Genomic DNA, 19,629 nt, shown 5'->3' with positions numbered 1-19,629 from the left:
TCTACTTTCAGTCTATCTACCTGAGTAGTTACTGTTATTAGTTTACACGAATATGTGATCAAAGTCAACATTTTCTTGTTGATTCCAAGAAAATTATGTGGTATCATAGAGACCCAGGCAGACCACTACTCAGCCTATCTACCTGAGTAAGTTACGAATTGCTTTTGTCCTGCCAGGCCGAAAGGAGACAATATGGCTATTTCGTTAATAAAAGAAGAGGAACACATCCTAAAGATATTGCCGAGGCTCTTGAAAAGAGACGATCGATTTCGACATGAGGTCTCTATTATCCTGAGTGAGGCATTTGCGACCAGGGGTGAGCTAAAGCAGATATTAGAGGAGATTCAGAAAAGCAGGGAAGAGACCAACCGAAGGTTTGAAGAGAGCAGGGAAGAGACCAACCGAAGGTTTGAAGAATCTGATAGAAGATTTGATCTTCAGATTAAGGAGCTTCAGGCTTTCAGAAAAGAGACGGCAGAGCGATTTGCTGCCATGGACAAGCGATTTGATGCCATGGACAAGCGATTTGAGGACCAGAAAGATTGGGTAGCCAGGGTGGTCGGCGGCCTTCAGGGGAGAGCCGGTAGAAACTTAGAGGATGTAATAGCCGGAACCTTAAGGGTTGCCTTAAATAGAAGGGATATAAGGCCAGAGAATATTATTATGCGAAAAAAGTTTTTGGATGATGAAGGCAAGATTGGACCAGTAGGGAGGGACTATGAGATAGATATCTATGCCCATAATTCAGAGTCGATTATCTTTGAGGTGAAATCTTATGCTGAACCCGAGGATGTGGTCCGATTTAACGATAAGGCAGAATTAGTGAAAGAGAAATTAAATCTTCCCAGCCCTTCAAAGATACTTATTACGCTTCAGAAGGGTAGAGAGATGGTTGAGCTCTGTAGAAGGCTTGGAGTTGAGTTAGTCTGAGAGTAACTGAGGTATATTGGGCGGGGGCAACTGGCTTACTTAGGGCCTATCCCAAAACCTCGGCGCTATGAAAGCCGATATAGGACCACTGCCGATGGATAGAGCGGGTCAGGAGTGGCTCCCTAACGGCCGCGGGGCTCGGATCGGTTTTGGGATAGGTCCTTAAAACTCGAAACTCAAGACTTATGGAACGCCTCCAGAAGGTTTTGGCTGGTGCTGGAGTTACCTCCCGCCGAAAGGCAGAAGAGTTAATCCTTCAGGGGAAGGTAACGGTTAATGAAAATATCGTCAGTTCTCCGGGCTTTAAGGTAGATCTTAAGCAGGATGTAATCAGGGTTGAAGGGAAATTGATTAAACCGGAGGCCAGGGTCTACATCCTTCTCCACAAGCCCAGAGGTTACGTCACGACCACCCGTGATCCATTAGGAAGGCCGACCATCCTGGACCTGGTTGGCCGACTGAAGAAAAGGATCTATCCGGTAGGCAGATTAGACTTTGACAGTTCAGGACTGCTCCTACTTACCAATGACGGAGAATTAACTTATTATCTTACCCACCCTAAGTTGAGGATCAGGAAGACTTATTTAGCTGTTTTCTCAGGTCGATTGGATTCAAAGGCTATCCGTTGGCTGAAGACCGGCGTAAAGTTAGAGGATGGGTGGACAGCCCCTTGTGAGATAGCCGTTAAAGAGAGGGGAGAATCATCCACTCTTCTCGAAATGACTATCCACGAAGGAAGAAACCGGCAGATACGACGAATGGGGGAGGCAATAGGACATCCTGTCATTCGACTTAAACGTATCAAATTTGGTCCGTGGGACCTTCGTGGACTTAAAAAACCGGGACAATATCGCTACCTAGATCCAGGTGAGGTAGACAAATTCAAAAGACGTTTCTACCGATAGGGTTTACCAGACTACCAGATATGAGGCGGCCAAACTACGTAACTACTCAAGACTAAGTTAAGCAGTTAGTTGGGAGACAAAGCAAAATTCCCTCTCCCTTGAGGGGCTTATCCTTACCCACAAATTGGGTAAAAGGATGGGAGAAGTAAGGATAAGCATCAAGGGAGGGGAAGCTCTTATGCCGACGCTGTCGGTACAAAAGGAGATGAAACTTAACCCATAGCACTATAATCTGTAATGAGCTTACTTTTTTAACTTGATTTTGAGTAGATACCAAATTACTAATAGAAAGCGAGGGATAACAGATTGTCATTAAAGATGATCGCCATCCTTATCCTAGTCCTCTTGATTATCCTTTTTGCTATCCAGAATGCGGGAGTAGATGAGATCCATTTCCTTTTCTGGACAACTGAGATATCAAGGGCTCTGATTATATTCTTTTCTATGGTTATGGGGGTTGCTCTGGGGGCAGCTATCTCCCGGATAGGCAGGTAAACCGATTCTGTTGACCGGTACGGATCACGTCTGGCCCCTTTCGGAAGGGCTTACTCTATCTGCCGTTCAACGCCTATAAGTAGGCCGCCAAGAAAGTCTTGACCATACCAATTAAAATAAGGGGAGGTTGTAATGGCTAAAAAACGTTTAACTCGAAAAGAAATGAAGGAGGATAAATTAGCGGGTTTGGCTCAAAGGGTCCTAAAGTATGTCACCGCCCATCCCCGCCGGATAAGGGGAGTTGTGGCCGGAATAGTCGCTTTCGCGGCTATTGTCCTGGCCCTTTGGGCTTATGTTTCTTCAGTACAACAAAAGGCCTTAGATAACCTTAGTGAAGCTGAAGACATCTATAAAGAAGCTAAGGGGGATGAGGAATATCACAAGGCCAAAGAGGCCTTTCAGACCGTCTTAGAGCATTATCCCTGGAGTAAAGCGGCCAGGCTGGCCCTTTTCTATAAAGGAGATTGCCAGTATAAGCTGAAGGAGTATCAGGAAGCTGAGAATACCTTTAAGGTTTTTGTGGACAAATACAGCCGTCACCCGTTAACTCCCTTTGTGTTACTGAATCTGGCCGGGATATACGAGGCCCGGAATGACTACGGCGTGGCCATCAAGGTTTACGAAACTATTCTTTCTAAGTACCCACAACATGGTGTTGCCCCCCTGGCTCAGTTGGCTAAGGGAGGCTGCCTGGAGCAGCTAAAGAAACTTGCTCTGGCAGAAGAGTCTTATCAAAGGGTCTTAAGCTTATATCCGACTTCTGAATGGGCTGAAGAGGCTAAAGAACGGTTAGAGGTGATTAAATAATTAGTAAGTGTTCAGCCACTAAGACACAACCTCGATACTGGATGCTCGATCCTCGATACTCGATGCTCGATATTGGAGACTCGATACTGGAAACTGGAGACTGAATCCTTTACCAGCATCGAGCATCCAGCATCATGTGATGAACGGTTACAATAATTAGAACACAGAGGAAAGGAGGCACAGCTTTGAGAACTCCAGGGGTTAGAAATGAGGCTAAAGAGGTCCTCTTTGAGGATGAAATCGAGCTTTCTGAACTTCTGGCTACAGAGAAGGTAATCCCTTTCAAATGGGAGAAATCGAACCTTGTCTGCCCTATCTGTAAAAAGAACCCCCTGGAAAAAGGCTCTGTCGATATGGAGCTGTGTGATTATTTAGCTATTATTCATAAAGTTACGGTTTATCATTGTCCGGCGTGTAAAAAAACAACCCTCTCCAACCAAGCCAGGAAAAAGATAAAAGAGAGAATTAAAGAGACGGAAGAAATGGCCGAAGGCATCTCTGCCCTCTGGTGAAGGAGTAAATGAGGTAAGTTACCTTACCTTTTAACTTCTTTACCCTGGATAACCGTTCTGCCCTCAAATATCTGGGAAGCAACCAGAAGATCAACCGCGTTTTTAAGTTGCGGATCCGTCTCCAGATCGTATATGGGATCCTGCTTCCCACTCAGCCTTCTAAGTTCCTTGTCGGTTAGCTTGCGGATCCACTTTTCTTTCAGAGTAACTCCATTGGCTGAAAGTTCTTTCATAAATTGGGAAAACTGTTCTTCCGTATAAGGATTATGCTCGAGGGTAAAGTTTTCTACAAACTTACCTTCCCTCAACTTTTGCATTGATTTCTGATCTTCTTCCTCCCACTCCACTGATTCAACCTCAATATCCGGCTCTATTCCTTTACCATGGATAGAAGAGCCGCCCGGGGTATAATATTTGGCGGTCGTAATAGCTATGGCTGAACCATCCGACAGGGGAAGCACGGTTTGAACCGATCCCTTGCCAAAGCTTTTTTCGCCTACCACTACCCCCCGTTTATTATCCTTTATGGCTCCGGTAACAATTTCAGAGGCAGAGGCACTCCCGTGATTAATCAAGACCACCATCGGTTGAGTCAGATAGCTATTGCCAACCCTGGCCGGATATTCTTGATTTTGTCTTACATCCCGGCCCCTGGTGGAAACAATGATCCCGGCATCAAGGAATTTATCCGATACATCTACGGCGGCATTCAGGAGACCACCGGGATTATTTCGCAAATCCAGGATAAAACTCTCGGCTTTTCCTACATCTATTACCTCTTTAAGGGCATCAGAAAGCTCCTTCTCCGTATGCTGACTAAAGGTGGTAATCCTGATATAGCCTATTTTACCCTCAATTATATCCGATTTTACACTTTTTATTTCGATAATATCCCTGGTAATGGTGAAAGAAAGGGTCTCCTCTATTCCCCTTCGTTTGACCGCAATAGTCACCTTGGTTCCCTTGGGACCTCTTAATTTCTGCACTGCCTCGTTCAGGTCAATGTCTTTAGTTGATTGGCCTTCGATCTCCACAATCCAATCCCCTGCCTTTACCCCAGCCTCGTAGGCGGGTGTGCCTTCAATAGGTGAAATAACCGTTAACCGGTCATCTTTAATCCCTATTACAATCCCCAAACCGCCAAAGCTCCCTTCTGTCTCAACCTTCATTTCTTTATGCACCTCAGGCGTCATAAATCTGGTGTGCGGATCATCCAGGGTAGAGAGCATGCCCTTAATCGCGCCATAAATAAGCTCCTTCGCCTCCAATTTATCCTCCTCCACATAATAGTGTTGCTGGACTATATTCAAGGCATCGCTGAAGATTTTTATACTTTCATAGATATTATCTTTAGCTACACCGGTCGAGTGGAAATCTCCCAGGCTAAGACCGGCTATCAGAAGAACGGCTATTAAAATTAGAACCCTTTTAAAATTAATCATTAAAATTAACCTCCTGGCTGCCCCTTTTCTCCCTAAAAAAATTACTTAGAAAACAGGCACATTCCTTAGTTAGTATCCCCTCTTTTATCTTAACCCGATGATTCAAAACCGGGTGCTGAACCAGATTAATAATTGATCCACAAGCTCCAGCTTTTAGGTCAAAGGCACCATAGACCAACTCTTTAATCCTGGCCCAAACAATCGCCCCCGCACACATAGGGCACGGCTCCAGCGTAACATAAAGGCTGGTGTTTATCAGTCTATGATTGTTGAGGATCCGACTTGCCTCCCGAATAGCCAAGATCTCCGCGTGAGCAGTGGGATCCTTCAGTTGCTCGCATCTATTGTGGCCGCGAGCAATAATTTGGCCCCCTTTAACGACCACTGCTCCCACCGGGACTTCCCCTTCTTCCAGGGCTAATCTGGCTTCCTCAAGAGCCTCCTTCATAAAATATATATCATCCATCGTCAGTTGCCAGTTGCCAGTTGTCGGTTGTCATTTGTTTACTATTACATTTTTAGTCTACCTGATAGAACTTCATTTGTCAAGGAAAAACTTAGGGGCTGTCTACTGTATTTATATCGCCACCCTCAACATCTCCTCAATAGGGATTATTCCATCCATAACCTTTTGGATAGCCATCTGTTTTAAGGTTTTCATTCCGGACCGCACCGCGATCTCTTTCAAGCGATGAGGGGGCTCCCGATTAATAACGGCTTCTTCCAGTTTTTCATTCATAACCATAAGCTCATATATCCCTACTCGGCCTTTAAGACCAATTTTATTACAATATCGGCAGCCGCTTCCTCGATAGAGGGTCAGCCTTTCTTCTGTTGAGTCCAGTCCAAACTCAGCCAGAGTATGCGCCGGAACCTGATAACTCTCTTTACATTTAGAGCAGATAACCCTGAGAAGCCTCTGGGCCACAGACATAACAATGGTTGATGAAATAAGAAAGGGTTCAACGCCCATATTGAGTAATCTGGTAACGGCCCCGGGGGCATCATTAGTATGCAGGGAGGCAAAGACCAGATGACCGGTCAGGGCGGCAGTAACCGCTACCTGAGCTGTTTCAATATCCCTTATTTCTCCCACTAAAATAATATCAGGGTCCTGCCGAAGGAAAGACCTGAGGGCTGAAGCAAAGGTAAGCCCAATCTCAGTCCTAATCTGCTGCTGATTTATTCCTTTCAGGATATATTCGACCGGGTCTTCGGCGGTCATTATATTCTTGTCGGGTGAATTGATGGTTGAAAGGGTGGAGTAAAGGGTCGTGGTCTTGCCGGAGCCAGTAGGGCCGGTAATAAGGATAATGCCGTTGGGAGACCTGATTTTTTCCTGGTAAATATCCAGAATCTCCGGCTCAAAACCTAATCTGCTCAGGTCAAGACAGAGACTGGCCGGGTCCAATATCCTTAAAACTACCTTTTCTCCAAAGGAAGTGGGGGTAACAGAGATACGAAGATCAATTTCTTTGTCCCGCAAGTTAACCTTGGCTCGTCCATCCTGAGGCAGTCGCTTCTCAGCAATATTCAGGTGGGACATAATCTTGAGCCTGGAAGCAATTCCGCTGCCCATCCTCACCGGCGGAGAAGCCACCGTATGAAGGACACCATCAATCCGGTATCTGACCCTCAGGTCTCTTTCATAAGGCTCAATGTGGATATCGCTGGCGCCTGTTTTGATCGCCTCGATCAAGATATGATTGACTACATTGGCTATCGGAGATTTATCATCTTCCACCTCCAGGATAGCCATTTCTCTCTCATCCACTTCCCATTTACTAATTCGGGCCTCTTTAGTTTCCTCCTCTTTAAAGATCTCCTCAATAAAAGCCACCCGGCCATAATATTTGTCAATGGCCTCGACAATCTGGGCTTCAGGAGCAATAGCTGGTTTCACCTCCCGGTCACCGATCATAAGTCGAATATCATCTATGGCCAGGATGTCTAAAGGATCAGCCATCGCAATAATTAATTCCTTGTCTGTCCTTTTAATAGGAATCAGGGTATGTCTCCGGACAATAAATTCAGGAATAAGTTTAATCGCATTAGCATCAAGCTGGTCGATTTCAATTAGATTAATCCGGGGAATTCCTAATTGGGAGCTTAGAATATCCATAATTTGCTCTTCATTGACCCACCCCAAACTTATCAGGACCTGACCCAGTCGCTTGCCGCTTTCCCTTTGTTTTTCAAGGGCTTGTTTTAATTGATCCCCAGTGATTATGCCTGCCTTAACTAACATATTGCCAATACGGCGTTTCTTTTTAATAGCCATAATTTTCTCTCCTTTGTCTACCGTCCACGGTTTACGGTCAATACCGGTGCGTGGCTTTCTATGGACGGTGGACTATGTGGACTGTGTAGACGGTGGCCAGCATTTCAGCTCTCCAGGGCGGCTAAATTGCGTCTGAGCTTCTCGCTTGCTGCCATAGCCTCCTTATACCTCACCTCTTCTTTGGCTACGATCTCAAGGGGGGCTCGCTGTTTAAATCTCTCGTTAGCTAATTTGCTATTGATCTGGTCTATTTCCTTGTCTACGGCGGCTATTTCTTTGGCCAGGCGAGCTTTTTCCTTCTCCAGATCAATCAACCCTTCGAGTGGCATATAGACCTCAGCTTCCACCCCTCTGACTACTGAGGCAGCCGTAGCAGGCGGTTTCCTTATATCCACCCCAACCTCAATCGAAGAAAGGTAAGCCAGAAAAAGACAGTAATCCCTATGTTCCTTGATAATCCCGGCCACATTTGGGGAAGGGGTATTAATCAGGACCCTTGCCTTAACCTGGGGGGGAATTCGCATCTCTCCCCGAATATTTCTGATAGTATAGATTACTGCCTGCAACAGTTCCATCCGGCTCACGGCCGCCTCATCCAGTTTATTTTCCTCAATGGTCGGCCAGGCAGCCACCATAATGCTCTCACCAGCCGCATTAGGTAATGACCGGCAAACTTCTTCAGTAATAAAGGGCATAAAAGGATGAAGTAATTTCATATTGCCTTCCCAGAGACGAAGCAGAAGCCTCCGGACACCCCCTCGCTTATCCTCGTCATCTCCATACAGTCTTATCTTAACCGCTTCCAAATACCAATCACAGAATTCATGCCAGATAAAGTTGTAAAGGGCCAGGGCGGCCTCATTGAATTTAAATTCTTCTAGATTATCTGTGACTTCTTTAATAACTTGATTAAACCGGGTGAGTATCCACCGATCGGCCAATTCTAAGGAAGAATATTCGTCTGCTTCCTTTTTTCGGGCTTCATTGACTCCCTCCATGTTCATCAGAATGAACCTGTTAGCATTCCAGACCTTATTACAAAAGTGACGGTAGCCCCTTATTCGATCTTCTGAAAGCAGGATGTCTCTGCCTTGAGTTGACAGAGCCGCTAAAGTGAACCTCAAGGCATCAGCCCCATAATCCTCGATTACCTCCAGGGGATCGATAACGTTTCCCGCTGATTTACTCATCTTCTTTCCTTCCACATCCCGAATAAGGGCATGAATGTAGACCTTTCTGAAGGGGACATCCCCCATAAACTTCAGCCCCATTATCATCATCCGGGCTACCCAGAAAAAGATGATGTCGAATCCGGTAGAAAGAACCGCGGTGGGATAAAAGGTTTCCAGATCCTTTGTCTTATCCGGCCAGCCCATCGTTGAGAAAGGCCAGAGGGCAGATGAGAACCAGGTATCCAGGACGTCTTCATCCTGTTTAACGGCGCTGCTACCGCAGTCGCATCTGAGAGGAGTCTCTCGTTTAACCAGGGTGGCCCCACAATCGGCGCAATACCAGACCGGAATTCGATGCCCCCACCAAATCTGTCTGGATATGCACCAGTCCTTGATATTGTGCATCCATTCAAAATAGGTGCGTTCCCATGAACTAGGAATGAATTTGGTTTTACCCTCTTCTACGGCCTTAATAGCCGGCTCAGCCAGTTCTTTCATCCTCACAAACCACTGCTCAGAAAGATATGGCTCCACCACCGTTCGACAACGATAGCAGTGACCGGCCGCATATTGATATTCTTCGGTTTTCTTTAGAAGACCCTCGCCAACAAGGTCTTCCAGGAGTTTAGTTCGGGCTTCATATCTATCCATTCCCTGATATGGACCGGCTTCTTTATTTAAGGTTCCGTTCGGATTTAAGATATTTATCCTGGGAAGTTGGTGTCTTTCCCCGATTTCAAAGTCATTGGGGTCATGGGCGGGCGTGACCTTCACGGCCCCCGTTCCGAATTCAGGATCAACAAAGGAGTCGGCAATAATAGGTATCCGGCGGCCAAGGATAGGCAGTCTGGCCAGCCGGCCAATCAAAGCCGAAAATCTTCTGTCCTCAGGATTAACCGCCACGGCTGTGTCCCCAAGCATAGTTTCCGGTCTGGTCGTGGCTACCGTAATATAGTGCGGCAGACGGGAAGAGGTTTCTTCTCGCTGAATGGGATATTTAAGGTAATACAAATGTCCGTTTAAGGTTTCATATTCCACTTCGATGTCGGATAAGGCCGTCTGGCATCTGGGACACCAATTAATGATCCGGCTCCCCCGATAGATATAGCCCTCCTCATATAGCCTGACAAAGACCTCCTTGACAGCCTTAGAAAGCCCCGGATCCATAGTGAATCTTTGCCGAGACCAGTCACAGGAAGAACCCAGGCGTTTAAGCTGATTAATAATTCGGCCGCCATATTCTTTTCGCCAGGACCAAACCCGGTCAATAAATGCCTCCCGGCCTAAATCCTGTCTGGTTTTTCCTTCCCTGGCCAATTCCTTTTCCACCACGTTCTGCGTGGCAATACCCGCATGATCAGTCCCCGGCAGCCATAAGCTGGTATACCCCTGCATACGCCTCCATCTGGTTAGAATATCCTGCAGGGTATTATTTAGGGCATGTCCCATATGAAGGGAACCGGTTATATTGGGGGGTGGGATGACCATAGAAAAAGCCGGCAGAGCCGAATTAGAATCAGCTTTAAAATAGCCCTTCTCTTCCCAAAGATGGTACCATTTTTCTTCGACTTTATTTGGATCGTAGGCCTTAGGGATATTATGTTCCGACATCTATTTCCTCCATTAGCCCTTTCAGGCCCTCCGGCATGGGCTTGGCCACATAAACAGGTGTAATCCTTTCTCTAACCATATCATAGGTATCGGTTGCCCGAAGTTCATGAAAGAGAAAATGAAATTTCTCCTCCAGCCGCTGGCTGATTCCTTCCCGAATGGATAAGGGTAGGTCCCATATCTGCTTTTTAAAAGGGCCGAATCCCTTTTTCCTCGTTTTATAGATAAACTGTTCTTCCGTCTGGCCTTCCTTCCATTCCGAAGCACACTCCTTCTTCAGGTAAGCGTAAATCTCCTCTTTGAGTTCAGGAGGAAAGCCATGGTCATCATAAATCATATTTTGAAATTCCGTGGCTAAATGAACCTCGGCTGTATCGGTGCCCGGAAAGTGATGAAAGGCTTCGGCCGGCAAGGTAGAAGCCCCATGCTGAACCGCTCCGGCCAGGGCGTACTCTTCTTTAGCTACGTGAGAGAGTCTTCTTAAGGTATCAAAGTCCAATTTTACGCTGGCCACACTTCCGTTGGGGAGAACTACTCCACCATGGGTAGTTCCGGTCTGGACGCTAACCTTGCTCAGGCCGGTCAAGTTAGGGGAGATATTTTCCAGCTCATTCCTCAAGCCGTCTAAATAAGCCCGAAGCTCCTCTTCCGTGCTGTTCTTCCCACCTATCTCGCCTATCTCACCGCCAATGGAGATGGTTATACCTTCAGGTTGGATTTCTCGAATAAAGGCGGCCAAAAGGGCCGTAACCTCGAAATTAGGCCTTTGTTGCTCACTGAGATTGGGTTTGGTCAGATCAACCAGGGTGGAGGCATCGATGTCGATATTGTAAAATCCGGCCCTGACCGCCTCCCTGATTAGTTCCTTGACTTTTTTCAGCTCTGTTTCTCTATCCTCCTGATAGGCCTGGGCGTCAATCTGAAAATGATCCCCCTGGATAAAGAGGGGACCTTGATAGCCTTCCTGCAAAGCCACCGCCATCACTACCGTGGCATATTCAGCCGGCGATTGATGGGTATATTCTATCTCTGACCTGGCGATCTCAAAGATAAAGTTTCCTGAACGGTTCCTCTTGGCGGCCCGAATGACCGCCCTGGCTGCGTGGTAAGTCAGCCCCCGAAGGTTTATGGCCGGTACCGTTGTCCCCAGGCATTCGCCTCTGCCTTTGGCTTCGTATAATTTCTGGATAGAAGCCGGATATAATCCCATACTCCTCGCTCCTTCCCAGATAAGCCATTGGCAGGCATTAATTACCTCTGGATCGGGATGGAAGACCGAGGTGTAAACTAAAGGATAAAGTAATTGGTAAAAACCCGTTGAATCTATTATTTCACCCTGGTTATTTACTATGCCTTTCCAAGAAGCGATCAGGTCTTTCAGTCCCTCATATTTCAATTTATAACCCCTCCTTTTTAAATTGCGGATTGCGGATTTATCCCCATCCGAAATCCGAAATCCAGAGTTACCAGACTATCTCCCTGGCGTCAAAAACAGGTCCTTCCCGGCAAACCCTTTGGTAAGCGGCTTCATTTTTATTCGAGGCCTTATGTTCTCTTCCAGCTTGATTTCCCAAGCGTCGAACCGGAACCACACATCCCAGACAGGCCCCCACTCCACAGGCCATCCGTTCCTCCATAGAAACCTGAGCCGGATATCCCCCTGCTTCAGCCAGCCGGGATACCTCCTTTAGCATAGCTTTCGGCCCACAGGCATATATTTGCGCCACCTGGCGGTCGGTAACGGCCTTGATTAACAAATCAGTCACCAGACCGGCATAGCCCTGGCGGCCATCAAGGGTAGCCACTTCCAGGGAGCCGAGTTGAGAGAATTCCTGAAGTGCCAACAATCCCTCTTTGGTAGCGGCTCCAATCAAAATAAGTATCTCCTGCCCTAGCTTCTTTAGCTCCTCAGCTAAGGCCAGAAGGGGAGCCGCCCCTATACCTCCTCCCACCAGAACAGAGATGCCTTCTTTTAGGGAGTCAATCCAAAATCCCTTCCCTAAGGGGCCAAGAACATCCAATTTCTGGCCGGCTTTTTTGGCGGCTAATAGTTTTGTCCCCTGACCGACTACCTTGTAGAGAATCTCTATGTGTTGATCTCTGATTCTATGCAGGCTAAAAGGACGGCGAAGCAAGGGATCCAACTGGTTACTACAGCGGACATGTACAAACTGACCTGGCCGGCCTGTCCTGGCCATACCAGGGGCAAAAAGTTTCATCCGAAAGTGACCTTCGGCCACCTCTATATTTCCTTCTATTTCTGCCCATCCAACAACATGATCGCTCATTCTCAAATTACGCCGCCCAACTACTCAGGTAGATAGGCTGAAGACTGAAGACTGAAGACTGAAGGCTGAAGTTCAATAGCCTTCAGTCTTCAGCCTTAAAAGCCTTCCACCTTCAGTCTATCAACCTGAATAGTCACAAATAATCTGTGTAATTAGTAAAATCTGTGTTCCTCTTGGTTACGGCTTTGCGGCACTCAGTATATCAAATTATTGCCCTAAAATCAAGCAGTTTTTCACGCCCACCGATTTCCGAGACTAATTACTTCCGGTTTAATCCCTGCGGCCAGGTCCTTGATCTCTTGCTTGACGTTAGGATAAAGAGTGAGGGAATCTAATCGGCTCAAATCCACAAACTCAATGGCATCCAGGATGGGTTCTTGCCCTATTTGCAAATTCCCCCCGGTTATTTTGCCCCTAAAATAAAGATTCAGGACATGCCGATGCCGGTCAGGAGGGATAGACTCGTTGATAAAGAGCAGGTCTTCGATCTCTACCTCCAGGTTGGCTTCCTCCCGAATCTCCCTTTTAGCACATTCAACCAGGGTTTCACCATAATCTACCCCGCCGCCAGGAAGGAGCCAATATTTTCGTCCATCCTTATGGTGCTGGACCAGCAAAATCTTACCCTCTTCAATTATCAACACCGCCACTCTAATTCGGATCTCTTCCATCTTCCTCTTTCAAGAATCCTGGTCTTTGCCTGGTTAAGTTTGTTAAAAAGTTTACTTAGTTTCTCTTTATCTACGGCAGTCATCGGTTACTCTCCTAAAACTATTTTTGGCATCGTTTCAAAATGCTGAAATAGCAGCTTTACACTTTTAGCAATTTTAGGCAATGTGTGCAGCAAACATAAACAGCCTTTTCCCGCTCTGAAAGCCAGTTTGGGACTTTTTTGTGTTCCGGTTGGAGAACAAAAAGTGTAAACCGATCTCTCCCTTCTCAAGTAGCGATTTGAAACGATGCCCTATTTTTCGGTAATGGAACTCAGCATGGGGCCGAAAGTCAAAGTCAATAGCCAATAGGCAATAGTCCCTTTAGTCCCTTTAGTCCCTTTAGTCCCTTTGGGTTAAATAGGCAATAGCCAATAGGGAAGAATGCCCTATTGCCTATTGGCTATTGGCTAATAATCAATGCGTCAAGGCATAAAGGACAATATTTATCCCCATCTTGACCGCCGCTTCCCTTTTCTGAAGGGGATCGTGGTGAACCTCTTCCGTCTCCCAGCCATCGGCGATGTCGGTATTATAGTTATAGAATACTACCAATCGCCCCTGATGGTAGATACCGTAGCCGTGGGGAGGACCGCCGTGATGCTCATGAATCTTGGGCAAACCCTCTGGAAAGTCATAAAGATTATGATAGATGGGGTGATCGAAAGGGAGTTCCACAAAATCCTTATCCGGAAAGACCCGTTTCATCTCCCGTCTAATGAATTCATCCAGCCCATAATCATCGTTTATAAAGAGGAACCCGCCGTGCTCCAAATAATTTCTTAGCCTGAGCACTTCCGTTGGGGTAAGTTTAATATTGCCGTGGCCATTGATGTAGACAAAAGGGGAATAGAAGAGATCGGGATTAGTCAATTCCAACACCTTTTCCTTGGGTGAGGCCTTGACATTGGTCCTTTTATTTAGTTCCCCCAGGAAATTCCTCACCCCAGACAGGCCATTATACCAATCCCCTCCGCCACCATACTTAATCACGGTAAAGACAAAATTGGTCTGTTCAGCCGGGTAAGAGGCGGCCGGGAAACAAAGAAGGCAGATTAGGCTCAGTAATTTAAATAATCTTGACCGCATAGAGATTTCCTTTCCAGAAGATGGCTAACCTCAAATGTCGAAGCCTTCACCATCTATTACCCTAAATTGAAGCAATTCTGATTTAATTCTATCACCCTTTTATGTCTTTGTCAAATCATTTATCTTGACACTTACCTTATCCTCATGCTAAAATTTAGGCTGAGTAAAATTTCAATGAGCAAACAAATAGCTAAACTTACCATATTTTAGCCACTAAGGCACAAAAAGAACACAAATCAGAAGACAGATAACGCCTGATTTCGGTAAGTAATCTGTGGAGTGTAATCTTAGTGTCTTAGTGTCTTAGTGGCTAAGTGTATTTTAACAACTTGGGGGATTATTGTCTTACCAAAGGAGGTGTTTCTTTAATGCTTGCTATTCGAGGTATTTACGATGGGCGCCAAATTAAGCTACTGGAAAAAGTTGACATACCTCCCAATATAGATGTAATTATTACTTTTCTAGATGACAAATTGCCTCAAAAGCCTGTCACTGATAAGACCAAAAGATTACTCGCCTTGAGTGGAACCTGGGAAGACGATCGTTCTATTGACGAAATGATAGAGGAAATTTATGAAAGTCGCACTGTTACTGAGGAAGCTGGGCAAGATAAATGGTCTTAGTGAGATTAATCTTAAGCATAATAATATTTCTAATATCAACTCCGGTCATTGCCCAGGAGCTTTCGCTTTCGGCCTCGGTGGATAGAGGCAAAGTCACGCTGAATGATCAGTTAAGGCTATCGGTCTCTCTCTCCGGGGGAGGTGGCTCGCTTCCCTCACCTCAACTGCCTCCAATGTCCGACTTTAACATCTATTCCTCTGGTCGGTCGCAAAGTATCTCCATTGTTAATGGGCGAATCTCGTCGGCCCTAACCTTTAACTACATCCTGGTCCCTAAAAAGGTAGGAAAATTTATCATCGGTCCGGTTACCCTTACTTACCAGAATAAGACCTATGAAACACAACCTATCTCTATCGAAGTAGTCGAAGCCGGGGCCCCTTTACCTCAAGCGCCAACCCAGAGCCCCCTGCAGGCTGAAAAAAGACAGGCAGAGGGAGACGTCTTTATTACCGCTGAAGTAGACAAACAGAAGGCTTATGTCAATGAAGAGGTTATCTTAACCTTTCGCTTTTATCGCCGGATAAATCTGCTCTCCAGGCCGGAATACGTGCCTCCGGAGACAACCGGTTTCTTCACCGAAGACCTCCCGCCCCAGAAGGAATATTATACGGCCATCAACGGCTCCCGGTATTTAATTACAGAGATAAAGACGGCCCTCTTTCCCACTACACCGGGGAACCTTCAGATCGGTGAGGCCAAACTTAAGTGCACGGTAGATGACTTCTCACCCGATGCCTTTTCCCGGGACTTCTTTTTCCGGGATTTTTTCAGTCGGGGCAAAACCAGGGTCTTAAGCACTAAACCCCTGGCCGTCGAGGTCTTGCCTCTGCCGGAGAAGGGAAAGCCGGCTAATTTTAAAGGAGTGGTAGGAGATTATTCTATTACCTCAAGCCTGGATAAAAAAAAGATTGAGACCGGTCAACCCATTACCCTCACGGTGGCGATTTCAGGCAAGGGAAATGTTAAGACCCTTCAGGAAGTAGACTTGCCGGAGCTTCCCGAATTCAGACGTTATGAGACCCTGAGCTCCCTGAATATTTCCAAGGAGAACTACACGGTCAGCGGCTCAAAGACCTTCAAGACCATCCTTATCCCTCAGGTGCCGGGGAAGTTAAAGATTCCGGGGATATCGTTCGCCTTTTTTCATCCCGGGAAGAAACGTTATGAGACAAAATCTACCGCGCCTCTCTACCTTGAAGCCGCCTCAGGCCCAAAAGAGGAGATTTCAACCACTCCCCTTACCCCCGAAGGGGTAAAGGTGATGGCCAAAGACATTCGCTATATCAAAGCAGAGATAAATTTTAAAGATAGCTCCAGGATGCTCTACCAGAACAAGCTATTTTACCTGGCTAACTTAGTTCCTTTGTTACTTTTTTTGAGCGCCTTAGGCGTCAAGCTCAAGAGGCGGAAATTAGAGCTTGACCCGGCCTATGCCAGGTCAAAGCGGGCTTACCGGGAGGCCAGAGGGAGACTTTCTAAAGCTAAAGGCAAACTCCGACCGGAAGAGTCACATGAGTTTTACACCCTTCTGGAAAGCGGTCTAAGGTCCTATCTGGCCGATAGATTGAATATGTCCGCGGCCGGTCTTACTCAAGAGGAAATAGCGGCCAAACTCAGGACCAGTGGAATAGATGAGGTCGAGATAGAAGAATTAAGAAGCCTTATTGAGGAATCTCATTTAATTCGCTTCGCCTCTGCTAAAAGCAGCCTGGAACAGATGAAACAAAGTTACTCCAGAGCGCTTAATCTGATTAAGAGCCTGAAAAAGAATATGGGGAAAGGGAGGTGAAAGACAAAAATGAGAGAAAGAATAGAGATTAATCCAACCATCCACTTTGGTAAACCCTGTATTGCAGGGACCCGAATTCCGGTCCAAAATGTCCTTGAACTGGTGCGAGAAGGTATTCCTTTTTTAACAATAGTAATGGATTATTATCCTGAACTCCAACTTGAGGACATCCGGGCATGTATTCAGTATGCTATTGATGTCGTAGCAGTTGAAGATATCCATATGGCGGTGGCAGCATGAAGTTTCTTTTGGATCAAGACGTATATACTATTACCCCGCAACATTTGCGTTGTGCGCGAGAATGTTACATGAGGCTCGATGCTCGATCCTCGATGCTCGATACTGGATATTCGATACTGGACACTGGATCCTTTACCCGCATCAAGCATCGAGCATCAAGTAGCGAGGATCGAGGATCGAGATTTATTGAGAGGATCTGACTACAAATGATTCCAAGACAGAAATCGATCTTAATATTGGTAATACTAAGCTCTCTCCTCTTCGCTCAAGCTGGATCGGCGCAAGCCACGTTGGAGGCGGAAGAGATATTTGCCAAAAGCAATGGCCTTTACCAAAAAGGAGATTATGCCGAGGCCGCTAAGGGATATGAGGAAATAATCAAGCGGGGAATAAAAAACTCTACCCTCTTTTATAATTTAGGTAACGCCTATTTCAGGAATAAGGCACTGGGCCAGGCTATCCTGAATTATGAGCGGGCTAAGAGACTTTCCCCCAGGGATGAAGATATTCGCTTTAACCTGGAATTTGCCAGGGCCTTGATCAACGAATCTAAGGATCATTGGTGGCAGCGAGGCCTCAACCTCTTTTCAATCCACGAATTGACCATCTTCACCACCCTTTTTTATTGGCTCCTCATGTTAGGGCTTATCATTTACCTGTTCAGGTCAGGCCCTTTTTGGCTTCGATTAAATCTGGCCATGGCTATTATCTTTCTTTTGAGCGGCTTATGCCTGGGGACAAAGATTTATTATGAACAGGCCCATAAACCGGCTATTGTCTTAGAAAAGACCGCCGCCCGAAACGGTCCGGGGGAGGACTATTCGGTGGGCATCAGCCTGCCGGAGGGGAAGCGGGTTATTATCTTGAACCAGCGAGAAGGCTGGTTGGAAGTAGGTCTGCCCAAGGAGGGGCTTAAGGGATGGGTAATAGAAGAAAGGCTGGAAGAGATATAGGGGTAGGATTTTTCTTGACTTTGCTATTTATCGGGGCTATAATATTTCGTAACCGTTCAGCCACGGCCGCCTGAGGGAAGGGGGCTCGATGCTTGATGCTCGATGCTCGATGCTTGAGTATCGAGCATCAATGAAGACCTGAGTAGATATTTGGGAGGATTATACTTATGTCGGATGATCTTATTCAGTCTCGAATCACAAAGTTAGAAGCGCTCAAGGCGAAAGGGATAAATCCTTATCCTTATTCTTTCCCAGTAGACTCTAATTCCCAGCAATTGAGAGAGCAGTTTGAAGACCTGGCGGATTCTCAACAAGTGGTTTCACTGGCCGGTCGGATAATGCTGGTAAGACGCATGGGTAAGGCCTCTTTTATGACTATCCAGGATTGGGCAGGCGTCATTCAGCTTTATTTTAAAATGGATGGGCTGGGTGAAGAGAAATATGGCCTGAGTAAGTTATTGGAGACTGGTGACATTATCGGGGCAGTCGGCACCCTGTTTAAGACCAAAACCGGGGAAATTACCGTCAAGGTAAGTGATTTTTCTATCTTAACCAAGTCGATTAAACCACTTCCTGAAAAGTATCACGGCCTGGTAGACAAAGAACTTCGATACCGACAGAGATCGCTGGATATGATTATGAATCGGGATGTCCTGGCGGTGTTCAAGCAAAGGACATTGATTATTGCGGCTATCCGTGAATTCTTAAACCAGAAGGGCTATTACGAAGTGGAGATTCCCTTACTTCAGTCGGTATATGGCGGGGCTGAAGCGCGTCCCTTTACTACCCATGTGAATGCCATTAATCAGGATGTATTTTTAAGCATCTCTCCTGAGCTGTATCTGAAACGATTCCTGGTCGGGGGCTTTGAAAAGGTCTATGCCCTTACCAAGACTTTTCGCAACGAGGGTATTGATAAGTCTCACAATCCGGAGTTCACCATTCTGGAAAGCTATGAGGCCTATGTTGACTATAATGAGATAATGAAGTTAGCCGAGCAGATGATGGAATATGTCTGTCTAAGCATAACGGGAACCACCAGGATTGATTACCAGGGGATGGAGATTGATTTCAAGGTCCCCTGGAAGAGAATTAAGCTTTTCGAGGCTATAAAGGCGTTTACCGGCCTTGATTGTCGCGAACTCTCTCACCAGGCGCTTTGTGATGAAATAAAAAAACTGGGGATAGAAGAGAAGGTCGATTTTAATCAAGAAAAGGGATTCCTTATCCTGGAGATATTTGAGCATTGTGTTCAGCCGAAGTTAATTCAGCCGACTTTTGTCTACGATTACCCCAGAGAAACGTCTCCTTTGTGTAAGGTCCACCGGGAGGACTCGACTTTAATCGAGCGATTTGAGCCCATTGTAGGTGGGATAGAACTGGGCAACGCCTTCTCAGAGCTTAATGATCCCATTCTTCAAAGGAGCCTGCTGGAAGAACAAGCCCAAAAAAAGCGAGCCGGGCTTGAAACAGCCACGCCAATGGATGAGAATTTTGTGGAGGCCATAGAGTTAGGCATGCCGCCGGCTGGAGGGTTAGGCCTTGGGATTGACCGGCTGGTCATGCTTTTGACTGATTCTGCTTCTATTCGGGATGTCATCGCTTTTCCCTTTATGCGAACTTAAGTTTCGAGTTCTGAGGGATACAAAATCGGAACTACTCAAAACTAAGTTAAGCAGTTAGTTGGGAGACAAAGCAAAATTCCCTCTCCCTTGATGGGAGAGGGATAGGGTGAGGGTGAAATGGGCGGGCAATATTATTACTCTTGCTAAAAACCTTAT

General features: G+C 46.3%; 19 protein-coding genes. 11 read left to right on the top strand and 8 right to left on the bottom strand.

Annotation, left to right across the window (positions count from 1 at the left end; genetic code table 11):
- Positions 1 to 192 precede the first annotated feature (192 nt).
- The 5 genes from AB1797_04195 (at position 193) to AB1797_04175 (ending at position 3,649) form a co-directional block, all read left to right on the top strand.
- Positions 193 to 930 carry a hypothetical protein gene (locus AB1797_04195; GenBank protein MEW5766814.1) on the top strand — a complete coding sequence of 246 codons (738 nt, stop codon included), beginning with the start codon at positions 193 to 195 and terminating at the stop codon, positions 928 to 930.
- A gap of 185 nt (positions 931 to 1,115) precedes the next feature.
- The gene (locus AB1797_04190) at positions 1,116 to 1,835 is read left to right on the top strand and encodes a pseudouridine synthase (protein ID MEW5766813.1); all 720 of its coding nucleotides are present in this window, start codon (positions 1,116 to 1,118) and stop codon (positions 1,833 to 1,835) included.
- Positions 1,836 to 2,153: 318 nt separating this feature from the next.
- Entirely contained in the window at positions 2,154 to 2,330 is a 177-nt protein-coding gene (locus AB1797_04185) for a LapA family protein (protein ID MEW5766812.1), read from the top strand.
- Positions 2,331 to 2,462: 132 nt separating this feature from the next.
- Positions 2,463 to 3,137, top strand: a complete 675-nt coding sequence (locus AB1797_04180; protein MEW5766811.1) for a tetratricopeptide repeat protein — start codon at positions 2,463 to 2,465, stop codon at positions 3,135 to 3,137.
- 185 nt (positions 3,138 to 3,322) lie between these two features.
- Positions 3,323 to 3,649, top strand: a complete 327-nt coding sequence (locus AB1797_04175) for a hypothetical protein (GenBank protein ID MEW5766810.1) — start codon at positions 3,323 to 3,325, stop codon at positions 3,647 to 3,649.
- Between the two features lie 23 nt (positions 3,650 to 3,672).
- On the opposite strand, the gene AB1797_04170 is transcribed toward AB1797_04175, so the two are convergent.
- From AB1797_04170 to AB1797_04135, 8 genes are all read right to left on the bottom strand, one after another.
- Positions 3,673 to 5,091, bottom strand: a complete 1,419-nt coding sequence (locus tag AB1797_04170) for a S41 family peptidase (GenBank protein ID MEW5766809.1) — start codon at positions 5,089 to 5,091, stop codon at positions 3,673 to 3,675.
- Positions 5,084 to 5,557 carry a tRNA adenosine(34) deaminase TadA gene (gene tadA / locus AB1797_04165; protein ID MEW5766808.1) on the bottom strand — a complete coding sequence of 158 codons (474 nt, stop codon included), beginning with the start codon at positions 5,555 to 5,557 and terminating at the stop codon, positions 5,084 to 5,086. Before tadA ends, AB1797_04170 begins: the two co-directional genes overlap by 8 nt.
- Before the next feature lie 111 nt (positions 5,558 to 5,668).
- Positions 5,669 to 7,372 (bottom strand): ATPase, T2SS/T4P/T4SS family, encoded by a 1,704-nt coding sequence (locus tag AB1797_04160; GenBank protein ID MEW5766807.1) that lies wholly within the window; start codon positions 7,370 to 7,372, stop codon positions 5,669 to 5,671.
- 104 nt (positions 7,373 to 7,476) lie between these two features.
- Positions 7,477 to 10,155: a valine--tRNA ligase gene (locus tag AB1797_04155; GenBank protein ID MEW5766806.1), complete on the bottom strand. Its 2,679-nt coding sequence runs from the start codon at positions 10,153 to 10,155 to the stop codon at positions 7,477 to 7,479.
- On the bottom strand, positions 10,142 to 11,551 hold the full coding sequence (locus AB1797_04150) for a class II fructose-bisphosphate aldolase (GenBank protein MEW5766805.1): 1,410 nt from the start codon (positions 11,549 to 11,551) through the stop codon (positions 10,142 to 10,144). Before AB1797_04150 ends, AB1797_04155 begins: the two co-directional genes overlap by 14 nt.
- 67 nt (positions 11,552 to 11,618) lie before the next feature.
- Complete coding sequence (locus AB1797_04145; GenBank protein MEW5766804.1) at positions 11,619 to 12,443, bottom strand: dihydroorotate dehydrogenase electron transfer subunit; 825 nt, start codon at positions 12,441 to 12,443, stop codon at positions 11,619 to 11,621.
- 233 nt (positions 12,444 to 12,676) lie between these two features.
- Positions 12,677 to 13,114 (bottom strand): NUDIX hydrolase, encoded by a 438-nt coding sequence (locus AB1797_04140; protein ID MEW5766803.1) that lies wholly within the window; start codon positions 13,112 to 13,114, stop codon positions 12,677 to 12,679.
- A gap of 456 nt (positions 13,115 to 13,570) precedes the next feature.
- On the bottom strand, positions 13,571 to 14,242 hold the full coding sequence (locus AB1797_04135) for a DUF4159 domain-containing protein (GenBank protein ID MEW5766802.1): 672 nt from the start codon (positions 14,240 to 14,242) through the stop codon (positions 13,571 to 13,573).
- A 368-nt stretch (positions 14,243 to 14,610) separates the two neighbouring features.
- On the opposite strand from AB1797_04135, the gene AB1797_04130 reads away from it, so the two are divergent.
- From AB1797_04130 to lysS, 6 genes are all read left to right on the top strand, one after another.
- Positions 14,611 to 14,865 carry a hypothetical protein gene (locus AB1797_04130; GenBank protein ID MEW5766801.1) on the top strand — a complete coding sequence of 85 codons (255 nt, stop codon included), beginning with the start codon at positions 14,611 to 14,613 and terminating at the stop codon, positions 14,863 to 14,865.
- Positions 14,865 to 16,655, top strand: coding sequence for a BatD family protein (locus tag AB1797_04125; GenBank protein ID MEW5766800.1), 1,791 nt, complete (start codon positions 14,865 to 14,867; stop codon positions 16,653 to 16,655). The genes AB1797_04130 and AB1797_04125 overlap by 1 nt, the downstream gene beginning before the upstream one ends.
- A gap of 9 nt (positions 16,656 to 16,664) precedes the next feature.
- On the top strand, positions 16,665 to 16,895 hold the full coding sequence (locus AB1797_04120) for a DUF433 domain-containing protein (GenBank protein ID MEW5766799.1): 231 nt from the start codon (positions 16,665 to 16,667) through the stop codon (positions 16,893 to 16,895).
- Positions 16,892 to 17,095 (top strand): hypothetical protein, encoded by a 204-nt coding sequence (locus AB1797_04115; GenBank protein ID MEW5766798.1) that lies wholly within the window; start codon positions 16,892 to 16,894, stop codon positions 17,093 to 17,095. Before AB1797_04120 ends, AB1797_04115 begins: the two co-directional genes overlap by 4 nt.
- A gap of 36 nt (positions 17,096 to 17,131) precedes the next feature.
- Entirely contained in the window at positions 17,132 to 17,848 is a 717-nt protein-coding gene (locus tag AB1797_04110; protein MEW5766797.1) for a hypothetical protein, read from the top strand.
- A 167-nt stretch (positions 17,849 to 18,015) separates the two neighbouring features.
- Positions 18,016 to 19,473, top strand: coding sequence for a lysine--tRNA ligase (gene lysS, locus AB1797_04105; protein MEW5766796.1), 1,458 nt, complete (start codon positions 18,016 to 18,018; stop codon positions 19,471 to 19,473).
- Positions 19,474 to 19,629 lie beyond the last annotated feature (156 nt).

The sequence above is a fragment of the bacterium genome (assembly GCA_040753085.1).
Classification (GTDB): Bacteria; UBA9089; JASEGY01; order JASEGY01; family JASEGY01; genus JASEGY01.
The sequence above is the reverse complement of the archived record's forward strand: the minus strand, read 5'-3'. Positions and strand labels throughout refer to the sequence as shown.

Coding starts and splice junctions, on each gene's coding strand:
- AB1797_04195 (MEW5766814.1), top strand. CDS start 193: ATGGCTATTTCGTTAATAAAAGAAGAGGAACACATCCTAAAGATATTG.
- AB1797_04190 (MEW5766813.1), top strand. CDS start 1,116: ATGGAACGCCTCCAGAAGGTTTTGGCTGGTGCTGGAGTTACCTCCCGC.
- AB1797_04185 (MEW5766812.1), top strand. CDS start 2,154: ATGATCGCCATCCTTATCCTAGTCCTCTTGATTATCCTTTTTGCTATC.
- AB1797_04180 (MEW5766811.1), top strand. CDS start 2,463: ATGGCTAAAAAACGTTTAACTCGAAAAGAAATGAAGGAGGATAAATTA.
- AB1797_04170 (MEW5766809.1), bottom strand. CDS start 5,091: ATGATTAATTTTAAAAGGGTTCTAATTTTAATAGCCGTTCTTCTGATA.
- tadA (MEW5766808.1), bottom strand. CDS start 5,557: ATGGATGATATATATTTTATGAAGGAGGCTCTTGAGGAAGCCAGATTA.
- AB1797_04160 (MEW5766807.1), bottom strand. CDS start 7,372: ATGGCTATTAAAAAGAAACGCCGTATTGGCAATATGTTAGTTAAGGCA.
- AB1797_04155 (MEW5766806.1), bottom strand. CDS start 10,155: ATGTCGGAACATAATATCCCTAAGGCCTACGATCCAAATAAAGTCGAA.
- AB1797_04145 (MEW5766804.1), bottom strand. CDS start 12,443: ATGAGCGATCATGTTGTTGGATGGGCAGAAATAGAAGGAAATATAGAG.
- AB1797_04140 (MEW5766803.1), bottom strand. CDS start 13,114: ATGGAAGAGATCCGAATTAGAGTGGCGGTGTTGATAATTGAAGAGGGT.
- AB1797_04135 (MEW5766802.1), bottom strand. CDS start 14,242: ATGCGGTCAAGATTATTTAAATTACTGAGCCTAATCTGCCTTCTTTGT.
- AB1797_04130 (MEW5766801.1), top strand. CDS start 14,611: ATGCTTGCTATTCGAGGTATTTACGATGGGCGCCAAATTAAGCTACTG.
- AB1797_04120 (MEW5766799.1), top strand. CDS start 16,665: ATGAGAGAAAGAATAGAGATTAATCCAACCATCCACTTTGGTAAACCC.
- AB1797_04115 (MEW5766798.1), top strand. CDS start 16,892: ATGAAGTTTCTTTTGGATCAAGACGTATATACTATTACCCCGCAACAT.
- lysS (MEW5766796.1), top strand. CDS start 18,016: ATGTCGGATGATCTTATTCAGTCTCGAATCACAAAGTTAGAAGCGCTC.